This window comes from Flavobacterium sp. KS-LB2 (assembly GCF_036895565.1).
Classification (GTDB): domain Bacteria; phylum Bacteroidota; class Bacteroidia; order Flavobacteriales; family Flavobacteriaceae; genus Flavobacterium.
Window position 1 is genome coordinate 2925916 of sequence record NZ_CP145904.1, and the last position, 14055, is coordinate 2939970.

4 protein-coding genes, 2 tRNA genes and 3 rRNA genes are annotated in these 14055 nt (G+C 38.9%); 1 reads left to right on the forward strand and 8 read right to left on the reverse strand.

What is annotated here, in order from left to right; all coding sequences use genetic code 11:
- Positions 1-20: 20 nt before the first annotated feature.
- The 8 genes from V5J73_RS12570 to V5J73_RS12605 all read right to left on the reverse strand — a co-directional run bounded on the left by V5J73_RS12570 (position 21) and on the right by V5J73_RS12605 (position 12709).
- The gene (locus tag V5J73_RS12570; protein ID WP_338646306.1) at positions 21-4829 is read right to left on the reverse strand and encodes a gliding motility-associated C-terminal domain-containing protein; all 4809 of its coding nucleotides are present in this window, start codon (positions 4827-4829) and stop codon (positions 21-23) included.
- 281 nt (positions 4830-5110) lie between these two features.
- Positions 5111-5220, reverse strand: a 5S ribosomal RNA gene (gene rrf / locus V5J73_RS12575).
- 173 nt (positions 5221-5393) lie between these two features.
- Positions 5394-8276 (reverse strand): 23S ribosomal RNA (locus V5J73_RS12580).
- Between the two features lie 185 nt (positions 8277-8461).
- Positions 8462-8535 (reverse strand) — tRNA-Ala (locus tag V5J73_RS12585).
- Between the two features lie 90 nt (positions 8536-8625).
- A tRNA-Ile gene (locus V5J73_RS12590) sits at positions 8626-8699 on the reverse strand.
- A 130-nt stretch (positions 8700-8829) separates the two neighbouring features.
- Positions 8830-10343, reverse strand: a 16S ribosomal RNA gene (locus V5J73_RS12595).
- Together the 16S, 23S and 5S rRNA genes with 2 tRNA genes alongside form the textbook arrangement of a ribosomal RNA operon.
- Positions 10344-10873: 530 nt before the next feature.
- Positions 10874-11047 (reverse strand): hypothetical protein, encoded by a 174-nt coding sequence (locus V5J73_RS12600; protein ID WP_338644750.1) that lies wholly within the window; start codon positions 11045-11047, stop codon positions 10874-10876.
- Positions 11048-11473: 426 nt separating this feature from the next.
- Positions 11474-12709, reverse strand: coding sequence for an ABC transporter permease (locus tag V5J73_RS12605; protein ID WP_338646307.1), 1236 nt, complete (start codon positions 12707-12709; stop codon positions 11474-11476).
- Positions 12710-12821: 112 nt separating this feature from the next.
- Here V5J73_RS12605 and V5J73_RS12610 point away from each other — a divergent pair, with 112 nt between their 5' ends.
- Positions 12822-14039, forward strand: coding sequence for an exo-beta-N-acetylmuramidase NamZ family protein (locus V5J73_RS12610; protein WP_338646309.1), 1218 nt, complete (start codon positions 12822-12824; stop codon positions 14037-14039).
- Positions 14040-14055: the final 16 nt, after the last annotated feature.

Genomic DNA, 14055 nt, shown 5'->3' on the forward strand with positions numbered 1-14055 from the left:
CAGACAAATAAATTTATTAATTACTGTTTTTCTCTGATTAAATAAATCCAACCTGTTTTTGGTTCTCCACTATTGAATTCTATCACATAATAATAGGTAGCACTCGGAAGATCTTCTCCTTTGTTTGACTGACCTTTCCATTGGTCTGTATAATCAGATTGATTGTAAACTTTAATACCATATCTATTAAATATTTCCAGTTTTTTAACATCCATCAATCTTAAATCAAAGAAGTCATTTGAACCGTTCCCATCAGGAGAAATTCCTTTTTGGATATTACAATAAACAGACTCTATAACTACATTACTTGATGTTTCACAACCCGTATTCGTAGAAGTTACAGTAAGGGTATATGTTACAGGAAACACTACTTGTCCGCTTGGAGTTGAGGCTATCACATCAGTTACGTTTAACACATTTGAATTAGTTCCAATAGGAGCTCCAGTATTATCCTTCCATTGATAAGACACATTGTTTGGATCATATGAGCCTAATAGTGGATTTGCTGTTATAACATATTCTTTATTTTCGCAATCACCTATTGTTTCGAATTGAATTTGTGGAGGAATCGCGTTTATAGTTATTTCAGCACCTATAGTTATACAGGCAATACTATTTGTAAATCGCACACTCATTGTATATTTTCCAGGAGCCAAATTATTAAAGACATTACTGTTTTGATAGCCATTACCTATACTATACTGAACGTTTGCTTGTGTACTAATTGTGATACTTCCCGAAGGAACCAAACATGTTGGTTGCACAACTTGAACCAAAGTTGGAGTTGACGGCAATAAAGGAAGCGGATTAACAGTTACACTTGTCAGACTTTGAACTGAACATGTATTGTCAGCACTGTTTCTCACATACAATATGTAATTATTTGGAGCTAATCCTGCAAACGTATTTGAAGCTTGATAGGTTGTACCATCCAAACTATATTCTACTCCAGATTGAGCAGCTATTACAATAGTCCCGGACGTAACGGAACATGTTGGCTGAACTATGCTAGTCATTGTTGGAACTATCGGAGGAATTGGAATTGTATTAATAGTTACTGGTGATGCAGATGAATTTAAACAGCTATTATCAACTGTACTTCTTACATACAAGGTATAATTACCCGGAGCTAATCCTGCAAATGTATTTGAAGCTTGATACGTTATACCATTTAAACTATACGCTACTCCAGGTTGTGCTGTTATTACAATACTTCCTGATTGCACAGCACATGTTGGTTGAACCACGCTAACTGTAGTTGGCTCAAGTACTATTTGTATAGGATCAATTGTTATTGCTGATCCCGAAGAAGTAACACAACTCGAATCCGAAAGACTTCTAACATACAGCGTATAAGTCCCAGAAACTAATCCTATGAAAGTATTGATAGATTGATAATTTACTCCATCTAAACTATATTCTACTCCTACTTGTGTTGTTATTGCAATACTTCCTGATGGTGTGCCGCATGTAGGCTGAGTAACAGTTACCGTTGTTGGAACTACCGGAGGTGTTGGAATTGAATTAATAGTTATTCCAGTAGCAGATGAAGTTACACAAGTCGTATCGGCTGTATTTCTAGTGAACAAAGTATAAGTACCCGGAGTTAATCCTGTAAATATATTTGAAGCTTGATAGGTTATTCCATCCAAACTATATTCTACTCCAGTTTGGGTTGTTATTGTAATACTTCCTGATGGCGTTCCGCAAGTAGGCTGAGTAATACTTGCTATTGTTGGAACTACTGGAGGTAATGGAATTGCATTAATAGTTACTGTTGAGGCAGATTGTGTAACGCAAGTAGCATCAGTTAAACTTCTAACATACAACGTATAATCTCCTGGAATTAATAAATTAAAACTATTAGAAACCTGATAATTTATACCGTCTAAACTATAGTCTACTCCAGTTTGTGTTGTTATCACAATACTTCCTGATGGTGTTCCACAAGTAGGCTGAGTAACACTTGCTGTTGTTGGAACTACTGGAGGAGTTGGAATTGAATTAATAGTCGTTACTGATGCTGATGAATTAACACAAGTGATATCAGCTGTGTTTCTAACATACAATGTATAATTCCCTGTAGCCAATCCTGCAAAATTGTTGGAAGCCTGATAGTTTACACCATCTAAACTATACTCTACTCCTACTTGTGTTGTTATTGCAATACTTCCTGATGGTGTGCCGCATGTAGGCTGAGTAACAGTTACCGTTGTTGGAACTACCGGAGGTGTTGGAATTGAATTAATAGTTGTTCCAGTAGCAGATGAAGTTACACAAGTCGTATCGGCTGTATTTCTAGTGAACAAAGTATAAGTACCCGGAGTTAATCCTGTAAATATATTTGAAGCTTGATAGGTTATTCCATCCAAACTATATTCTACTCCAGTTTGAGTTGTTATTGTAATACTTCCTGATGGCGTTCCGCAAGTAGGCTGAGTAACATTTGCTGTTGTTGGAACTACTGGAGGTAATGGAATTGCATTAATAGTTACTGTTGAGGCAGATTGTGTAACGCAAGTAGCATCAGTTAAACTTCTAACATACAACGTATAATCTCCTGGAATTAATAAATTAAAACTATTAGAAACCTGATAATTTATACCGTCTAAACTATAGTCTACTCCAGTTTGTGTTGTTATCACAATACTTCCTGATGGTGTTCCACAAGTAGGCTGAGTAACACTTGCTGTTGTTGGAACTACTGGAGGAGTTGGAATTGAATTAATAGTCGTTACTGATGCTGATGAATTAACACAAGTGATATCAGCTGTGTTTCTAACATACAATGTATAATTCCCTGTAGCCAATCCTGCAAAATTGTTGGAAGCCTGATAGTTTACACCATCTAAACTATACTCTACTCCTACTTGTGTTGTTATTGCAATGCTTCCTGATGGTGTGCCGCATGTAGGCTGAGTAACAGTTACCGTTGTTGGAACTACCGGAGGTGTTGGAATTGAATTAATAGTTGTTCCCGTAGCAGATGAAGTTACACAAGTCGTATCGGCTGTATTTCTAGTGAACAAAGTATAAGTACCCGGAGTTAATCCTGTAAATATATTTGAAGCTTGATAGGTTATTCCATCCAAACTATATTCTACTCCAGTTTGGGTTGTTATTGTAATACTTCCTGATGGCGTTCCGCAAGTAGGCTGAGTAACACTTGCTGTTGTTGGAACTACTGGAGGTAATGGAATTGCATTAATTACAGTTGGGGATACTGATGAAAGAACACAACTATTATCTAATTTATTCCTAACGAACAAGGTATAATTTCCTGGTAACAAACCCGAAAACATATTGGAGTCTTGATAATCAGCACCATTTAAACTATATTCTACACCTGGCTGAGTTGTAATTAAAATAGTTCCATTTTGTAAAGCACAAGTAGGTTGGGTTACACTAACTTCAGTAGGAATAGATACAAAATTCATTGTAATGTTAGCCTCCGAATAACAAGGAATCAATGCAGATGAAGCAACTACAACTGGATTTGGATCTTTAAGATTATAATCAATAGCAGCAATTCCATAATCTAAATTGCTACTTCTTTCAGGACTCAAAAATGAATTAGTAACGGATTGACTACCATCTTCTTTGTCATTCATAGTCAATGCAAAAAACTTAATATCACCTGTAGTATAACCTATTAGAGATTTTAGAATTTCCACTTCAAAACCTAGATTATAGTCATTGATTCCACTATTATTTTTATTAACTCCCATTACACTAGAGGGAAAACCAGTGGCAGCACTTCCTAAATAAGTTTTAACAGAAGCACCAGTTCTTAATTCTATAACATTTGCATAATAATTCGTTTCGGCTGCATCTGTAGATATAACTAAACAATAATCAGCCTGAAAATAAGAATCGAAAGTACTAGGATTATTATTAAAAATATTAAAAGCTCTGACTAATGGATCAGAACCTGCTTCATCACCATAATTTGAAATATTGAATCCTCCATTTTTAGTATCAAGGAACAACAAAATACTTCTATTATTTAAAACTTTACCTGCAATCCCTAAAACAACTTTGTCTTCTAAAGCACTTATTTTTAAAGAATTGATATATCCTGTTGAAGCATTCGCAGATAATGGAGCGGAAAGAAAATTATCCTCTAAAGCTCCCGTTCCCCATGATGTTTCAGTAATAGATCCATCCATAGTAACTGCATATCTAGTCCTTACTTTAACAACCTGCCCATCAGTTAAGCTACTAGTCGTAAAGACTCTACTAGTTGACATAGCTTGAAGCACAACACCATCAACAGAGAATTCAAATAAATCAGCTCCACCCGATGCAGTAAAAGTTACAGATGTTCCTAAACATAGGGGGCTTGTTGTATTATTTACAGGAGAAGCTGTCAAAGTAACTGCTGAAGGCGCTACATAAATTGATGCTACAACAGGTACACGTGTACTAATATCACTTCCAGAACGACTGCGCACATAATAGGTTCTCGTCGAACTTATACTGGGGCTATATATTGAACCCGTATAAATAGGAGTTATTGATGTTTGAGAGGTAAACCATTCGATAGTCTCTGAACCATTAGCCCCAAATGCATATACATTAACCTGCATTAAAGTAATACCATCACCGCAAGAACTACCCGCAGTTGTTGAAGGTGGAGGTAAAACGGCTTTAGATTTTAAAATCCTTAAAGATTTTTTATTTTTTTTTACTGTATCAACAGAAATCAATTTTGAAGCTATTTCAAAATTAACATCATGCAATTTTACAAGATCTTTTAAATTTTTTGAACTTAAGGTAAAGCCAAATAATAAATGAAATAGTAAAACTATAAGTAATTTTTTCCTCATAAAGTGATTTTTGTAGTTAATATAACTGTAAATATTTTTAATCCTTAAATGTATTCTTTTATTTTCAATGAACAAATCAAATTTTAATAAAAATTTAACTATTCAAAAATAAAGAAATAAAATTAAAATGGGATTACATATAAAAACAAAAAAATAGTTGCAAACTTTTAGCCACAACTATTTAATATTTGAATATATTTTTTCAATGCTATATTTTTTTCAAAACAAACTAGAAACAATATAAAACAAAAAACCCTGTTCGTTAGAACAGGGTTTTCAAAGAAAGGCGACGACATACTCTCCCACATAACTGCAGTACCATCTGCGCAGGCGGGCTTAACTACTCTGTTCGGGATGGGAAGAGGTGAGCCCCGCCGCAATAACCACCTTAAGAGGTTATAATTGCTTTGGGCAATTATTGTAATGTTGTTTATATTGTATAATAAACATCAATTACATAATATCTTAACATACTGAGATAAAGAATATAAAAAGTTTAATACTGAAACAAGTTCAGCATAAAGAAAGTTTCTTCTCTCCCGATTTGCATCGGGAGAGAAAAGCGTACATAAGCTTACGGGTTATTAGTACTACTCGACTATGACATTACTGCCTTTACATCTATAGCCTATCAACGTGGTCATCTCCCACGACCCTTAAAAGAAATCTCATCTTGTGGTGGGTTTCGCGCTTATATGCTTTCAGCGCTTATCCCTTCCAAACGTAGCTACTCTGCGATGCCACTGGCGTGACAACAGATACACTAGAGGTTTGTCCAATTCGGTCCTCTCGTACTAGAATCAGATCCACTCAAATTTCTTGCGCCCACAGTAGATAGAGACCGAACTGTCTCACGACGTTCTGAACCCAGCTCGCGTGCCACTTTAATGGGCGAACAGCCCAACCCTTGGGACCTTCTCCAGCCCCAGGATGTGACGAGCCGACATCGAGGTGCCAAACCCCCCCGTCGATATGAGCTCTTGGGGGAGATCAGCCTGTTATCCCCGGCGTACCTTTTATCCTTTGAGCGATGGCCCTTCCATGCGGAACCACCGGATCACTATGCTCTACTTTCGTACCTGATCGACCTGTATGTCTCTCAGTCAAGCTCCCTTATGCCATTGCACTCTACGCACGGTTACCAAGCGTACTGAGGGAACCTTTAGAAGCCTCCGTTACTCTTTTGGAGGCGACCACCCCAGTCAAACTACCCACCAAGCAATGTCCCCCCGATTGGGGGTTAGGCCTCAGACAAACAAAGGGTTGTATTTCAACAATGACTCCACAACGCCTAGCGACGCCACTTCACAGTCTCCAACCTATCCTACACATCATTTGTCCAAGGTCAATACTAAGCTATAGTAAAGGTGCACAGGGTCTTTTCGTCCCACTGCGGGTAAGCGGCATCTTCACCGCTACTACAATTTCACCGAGCTCATGGCTGAGACAGTGTCCAGATCGTTACACCATTCGTGCAGGTCGGAACTTACCCGACAAGGAATTTCGCTACCTTAGGACCGTTATAGTTACGGCCGCCGTTTACTGGGGCTTCAATTCAATGCTTCTCCGAAGATAACATCTCCTCTTAACCTTCCAGCACCGGGCAGGTGTCAGGCCCTATACTTCATCTTACGATTTTGCAGAGCCCTGTGTTTTTGATAAACAGTCGCCTGGACCTCTTCACTGCGGCCAGCATTGCTGCTGGCGACCCTTCTCCCGAAGTTACGGGTCTATTTTGCCTAATTCCTTAGCCATGAATCTCTCGAGCACCTTAGGATTCTCTCCTCGACTACCTGTGTCGGTTTGCGGTACGGGTACTTATTACCTGAAGTTTAGAGGTTTTTCTTGGAAGCCCTTAGGCGCACTATCTCTTTGTCCGAAGACTCCGAGTACTATCGTATTTCCCCAAGCCGCGTGGATTTGCCTGCGCAGCTTATAGGTAGGTACTTCAACGAACTATTCCGTCAGTTCGCGGCGCTTTCATCACTCCGTCACCCCATCACAGTAATAACTAGTACGGGAATATTAACCCGTTGTCCATCGACTGTCCCTTTCGGGTTCGCCTTAGGTCCCGACTAACCCACAGCTGATTAGCATAGCTGTGGAAACCTTAGTCTTTCGGTGTGCGGGTTTCTCGCCCGCATTATCGTTACTTATGCCTACATTTTCTTTTCTAACCAGTCCAGCATGCCTTACGACACACCTTCTACCCTGTTAGAATGCTCCCCTACCACTTGTAATAAATTACAAATCCATAGCTTCGGTAATATGTTTATGCCCGATTATTATCCATGCTCGTCCGCTCGACTAGTGAGCTGTTACGCACTCTTTAAATGAATGGCTGCTTCCAAGCCAACATCCTAGCTGTCTGGGCAGACAAACCTCGTTCTTTCAACTTAACATATATTTGGGGACCTTAGCTGATGGTCTGGGTTCTTTCCCTCTCGGACTTGGACCTTAGCACCCAAGCCCTCACTGTTATGAAACATTATATAGCATTCGGAGTTTGTCAGGAATTGGTAGGCGGTGAAGCCCCCGCATCCAATCAGTAGCTCTACCTCTATATAACTTTACGCATAACGCTGCACCTAAATGCATTTCGGGGAGTACGAGCTATTTCCGAGTTTGATTGGCCTTTCACCCCTACCCACAGGTCATCCGAAGACTTTTCAACGTCAACCGGTTCGGACCTCCACACTGTGTTACCAGCGCTTCATCCTGCCCATGGGTAGATCACACGGTTTCGCGTCTAACACTACTGACTAAAGCGCCCTATTCAGACTCGCTTTCGCTACGGATCCGTGGCTTAACCACTTATCCTTGCCAGCAACGTTAACTCGTAGGCTCATTATGCAAAAGGCACGCCGTCACCCCACGAAAGGGCTCCGACCGCTTGTAAGCGTATGGTTTCAGGATCTATTTCACTCCGTTATTCACGGTTCTTTTCACCTTTCCCTCACGGTACTGGTTCACTATCGGTCTCTCAGGAGTATTTAGCCTTAGCGGATGGTCCCGCCAAATTCAGACAGGGTTTCACGTGCCCCGCCCTACTCAGGATACCACTATCCTTTACACTTATTACTTATACGAGGCTATCACTCTCTATGGCTCTACTTTCCAGTAGATTCTAATTCTTTGTGCAAGAAATATCGTGGTCCTACAACCCCAACATTGCCGTAACAACATTGGTTTGGGCTAATCCGCGTTCGCTCGCCACTACTTACGGAATCACTTTTGTTTTCTTCTCCTCCGCCTACTTAGATGTTTCAGTTCAGCGGGTTTGCCCACCTATCGGTGTACTATGTCTTCAACATAGTGGGTTGCCCCATTCAGGTATTTACGGATCGTATCGTGTGTGCCAATCCCCGTAACTTTTCGCAGCTTATCACGCCTTTCATCGCCTCTGAGAGCCAAGGCATCCCCCATACGCCCTTATTTTGCTTATTGTACCAATCATTCAATTATGAATGACCGTTTCTTTACTTGTCTAATGATAAACAAGTAAAAATGCTTTCTACTTTTTATTATTTCTTATCTCAATATGTCAATGAACTTTAATATGTATTAAGTTTAATGTATTAAGTATTAAGACTAATCTTGATACTTGATACTATCCGCTTGATACTATCTTGTGGAGAATAACGGAGTCGAACCGTTGACCTCCTGCGTGCAAGGCAGGCGCTCTAGCCAGCTGAGCTAATCCCCCAATTTAATTATGAATTGTGAATTATGAATTATGAATTGTTGTAATTCGTAATCTTTCAACTCTAGAATTTCCTTTTTTAAGTCTAAATAGTTGTCTCGGACAGACTCGAACTGTCGACCCCTACATTATCAGTGTAGTACTCTAACCAGCTGAGCTACGAGACACTCTTATTCTTAAATTTTATTCTTTTTTTTTAAATTAACAGCAAGAGTAATAAAATGTCCACATTTGTTTCCAACTTGAACTTTCGTCTTCTTTCCCTAGCGTGTATTGCTACTAACACTAAGGCTCTAGAAAGGAGGTGTTCCAGCCGCACCTTCCGGTACGGCTACCTTGTTACGACTTAGCCCTAGTTACCAGTTTTACCCTAGGCAGCTCCTTGCGGTCACCGACTTCAGGCACCCCCAGCTTCCATGGCTTGACGGGCGGTGTGTACAAGGCCCGGGAACGTATTCACCGGATCATGGCTGATATCCGATTACTAGCGATTCCAGCTTCACGGAGTCGAGTTGCAGACTCCGATCCGAACTGTGACCGGTTTTATAGATTCGCTCCTGGTCACCCAGTGGCTGCTCTCTGTACCGGCCATTGTAGCACGTGTGTAGCCCAAGGCGTAAGGGCCGTGATGATTTGACGTCATCCCCACCTTCCTCTCAGTTTGCACTGGCAGTCTCGTTAGAGTTCCCGACATGACTCGCTGGCAACTAACAACAGGGGTTGCGCTCGTTATAGGACTTAACCTGACACCTCACGGCACGAGCTGACGACAACCATGCAGCACCTTGTAAATTGTCTTGCGAAAAGTCTGTTTCCAAACCGGTCAATCTACATTTAAGCCTTGGTAAGGTTCCTCGCGTATCATCGAATTAAACCACATGCTCCACCGCTTGTGCGGGCCCCCGTCAATTCCTTTGAGTTTCATTCTTGCGAACGTACTCCCCAGGTGGGATACTTATCACTTTCGCTTAGCCACTGAGATTGCTCCCAACAGCTAGTATCCATCGTTTACGGCGTGGACTACCAGGGTATCTAATCCTGTTCGCTACCCACGCTTTCGTCCATCAGCGTCAATCCATTAGTAGTAACCTGCCTTCGCAATTGGTATTCCATGTAATCTCTAAGCATTTCACCGCTACACTACATATTCTAGTTACTTCCTAATAATTCAAGTTTAGCAGTATCAATGGCCGTTCCACCGTTGAGCGATGGGCTTTCACCACTGACTTACTAAACCGCCTACGGACCCTTTAAACCCAATGATTCCGGATAACGCTTGGATCCTCCGTATTACCGCGGCTGCTGGCACGGAGTTAGCCGATCCTTATTCTCACAGTACCGTCAAGACTCTACACGTAGAGTTGTTTCTTCCTGTGCAAAAGCAGTTTACAATCCATAGGACCGTCATCCTGCACGCGGCATGGCTGGATCAGGCTTGCGCCCATTGTCCAATATTCCTCACTGCTGCCTCCCGTAGGAGTCTGGTCCGTGTCTCAGTACCAGTGTGGGGGATCTCCCTCTCAGGACCCCTACCCATCGTTGCCTTGGTAAGCCGTTACCTTACCAACTAGCTAATGGGACGCATGCTCATCTTTCACCGTTGTGACTTTAATAACTCGACCATGCGGTCATGTTATACTATGAGGTATTAATCCAAATTTCTCTGGGCTATCCCTCTGTGAAAGGTAGATTGCATACGCGTTACGCACCCGTGCGCCGGTCTCTAGGTCCGAAAACCTATACCCCTCGACTTGCATGTGTTAAGCCTGCCGCTAGCGTTCATCCTGAGCCAGGATCAAACTCTTCATCGTATATTGTTTGCTTGAATCTCTTCAAGCTATTGTTATTCGACTAAATTCTAGTGGTTTTTTCAAATCTTTCGATTCTATTACTCTTATTCTTTTGTTTTAACATCTCTGTTAAAACGGCTGTCAATTCAATATGTCTAGGAACGTATTCTTCTTTTATTTTAACCTCGTTTAACTCACATTGTGTGTCGCTCGAAGCGGGTGCAAAAGTAAAAATTCTTTTTTTAACTGGCAAGAAAATTATGAAGTTTTTTTTTGGAAATTTTTATCTCCGTTTAATTTCTTTTCTTATCAGTATTTCAAGGAACTTCATTTGTTTTGCTTAACCTAAATTACCACTCTCGTAGTAACATCTCTAACTCGTTTCTTCTCTCGTTAGCGGGGTGCAAATGTAACATCCGTTTTCTAATCTCACAAGCTTTTTTTAATCTTTTTTGAAAATAAATTTTCAACCCGATTCGTTGTGCTTGCCAGTATTTAAATGAACGTTTGCCGTTGTTGCGGGTGCAAAACTACAACCTTTATACCGTTATTCAAGCTTTTTTAAACCCTTTTTTTTCCTTTTTATTCGTCTTTTTTTTAACTCGCTGTAAACATGGTTTTTGAATAACAAAGTTTTTTAACTCCACCCCTTGATTTTTGACCAAAAAGCCATTTAAACTACAAAAAAACCAATAACAAGGCACAATATCTACTCCTAAAGACATTACGATACGTTATATAATAACCTAAAATAGCAGCTGTGTTCTCCTTATTGGCTCCCTATCCTGCCTTCCTGCTTGAAAATAAACACCACAAATCCTTTTGTTACCATAATTAAAGAACGGTTTACCCTAATCTACTCCAACTAGACTTCCCGAATCTTTTATTTGATACCTTATAATAGGTAGCAATAGTATTAACCTCCTTCCTTATATATAAGGTACAATAAAAACACTTTCCAATTTATCAATACATTCTAAACTTCTCCTTATAAGAAAACCGCGTTAGGGATAGTAGCAAAAAGCCCACAGTCACGGCTCTTTTTGACGGGACGAAGACTTGTAGCGAATAGCCCGGCCTAGTATAGCACAAAAGCAATTATCTTTTTTGATAATTGCTTTTGTGCTATGAATAGGAACGCCAAAAGAAACCTAATCGAATCGTATCGCTTTTACTGGAGAAATTTTGGTTATTATATAGGAAGGGATTAGTAGTACCAGAAAACAGACGATCACCGTAAGTAGGTTTAACAATAGTATGTATCCCCAATTAAGGTAAACTGGTGCTTGATTGACGTAATAGTTCTCAGGAGGAAGTTGAATTACTCCAAACTGTTGTTGAATTAATAATAATGAGATGCCTATTAAATTTCCCCAGAACAATCCTCTTACTATAAGGTAAAAGGCATTGTAAAGAAATATCTTTCGGACTGACCAATTATTAGCGCCTAATGCCTTCAGAATTCCTATCATTTGTGTTCGCTCTAAAATTAGCACCAATAACGCGACAACCATATTGATAGTTGCGACAAGAATCATGACTACTAATATAACAATGATGTTGAAATCAAAAAGTTGAAGCCATTCAAATATATAACTGTATTTTTCGATTATGGTTTTACTATCTAATGTTGATGCTGTTTGTGCATAGACTTGTTCACCGGTAGCTTCAATTGCATTAAAATCATCTACAAAAACTTCGAAAGCGCCAATTTGATCTGGGGTCCATTTATTGATACGCTGCATGTGACGAATATCACCTATAATATAGGTAGCATCGAATTCTTGAAAACCCGAATTAAAAATTCCTGTGATTTGAAATCTTCGAATGTTAGGCAGCTGATTTTGATTTTCTTTAATGAAGAATGTATTAAATTGATCGCCAACTTTTAAATTCAATCTATTTGCAAGGAATTGAGATATTAGAACTTCTTGATTAACATTTTTTGAATAATCGGGTAATTTACCTGAAACAAGATACTCTTTTATATAATCCCATTTGTAATCATTACCTACTCCTTTGAAAATAATACCTTCGAAAGCAGTTTCGGTTCTAATGATTCCTGCTTTACTGGCAATCGCATGGATATGCTGTACTCCAGGAACAGAAGTAAAGTTAGGATAAAAATCTTGTTTTTTAGAAATGGGTGTAAGCGTAACCTCAGATTTATTGTTATCGTAATTCGAAATAATGATATGTCCATTAAAAGCCGAAACTTTTTCTCGAATTTTTTGTTGCAACCCGATTCCTGTTGCTACCGAAACAATCATCATAATCATACCGATTGCAATTGCCGAAATAGCAATTTTTATAATTGGAGCAGAAATGCTACTTTTATAATCTTTAGCAGTGATAAGTCGTTTGGCTATGAAATATTCTAAATTCAATTTGATTGTGTTTCTAATTTGGATTTGCTACGCCAGTTTGCGTTGCTAGAGCCAAAAATACAGCTAAAACACGAATTACGCTAATTGACCTTAATTTTATTTGAACCTCACTATGAACTCATTATTTAAAATACCAATTAGTTTTATATTCATAATAATCATTTCCACTGCTTGTTCAGCCAGAAAAACAGATTCGGAAAAAAATGAAAAATCCGATTTAGAAAAAGCTACTGACAACCTCAAAACAAGTATAATACCTGGTACAGATAGTCCCATAACCTATTTACCTTTACTAAAAGGTAAAAAAATTGGAATTGTAACCAATCAAACAGGTATTCTCTCTAATAAAACACACTTAGTAGATTTTCTTTTAGAAAAAAATATTGCTATCCAAAAAATATTCGCACCAGAACACGGTTTTCGTGGAACAGCTGATGCAGGTGAACATATAGTTGATGGGAAAGATTCTACAACTGGGCTCTCCATTATTTCTCTTTATGGCGACAACAAAAAACCAAAACCAGAACAATTACTAGGAATTGACATTATGATTTTTGATTTACAAGATGTGGGAGCACGATTTTATACCTATATCTCCTCGTTACATTATATTATGGAAGCTTGTGCGGAGAATAATATAGCACTTTTAATTCTTGACCGACCAAATCCTAACGGAAGTATTATAGATGGACCCATTCTTGAAAGAGAATTTACAAGTTTTGTAGGAATGCATCCAATTCCTTTACTTCACGGAATGACAATTGGTGAATATGCACAAATGATTAATGGAGAAAAATGGCTAAAGAATGAAGTGCAATCTAAATTGACTATTATTCCCTGCGGTAATTACAACCGAAAAATGAATTATAGTTTGCCCGTAAAGCCTTCACCCAACCTTCCAAATGATCAAGCCGTGAATCTTTATGCCAGTTTATGTCTATTTGAAGGTACGAATGTAAGTGTAGGAAGGGGAACGGAAATGCAATTTCAAATTTATGGTTCTCCTTATTTACCGAAGAGTGATTTTAATTTTACTCCAAAACCAAATTTTGGCGCACAAAATCCTGTTTATAATGGAATACTCTGTTATGGCGAAGATTTATCTACAATTACAAAAGTAAATAAGCTTGAACTAAAATGGTTGATTAAAGCGTACGAGACGACAACTAACAAATCAAAATTCTTCAATCCTTTTTTTACCAAATTAGCTGGAACAAAAAAATTACAACAACAAATAGAAGCTGGAATTACTGAAGAAAAAATTAGAGAAAGTTGGAAAAAAGGATTAATTGAGTTCAAGGAAATGAGGTCAAAATATTTGATTTATTAAAAAGAAGAAAGAGGCA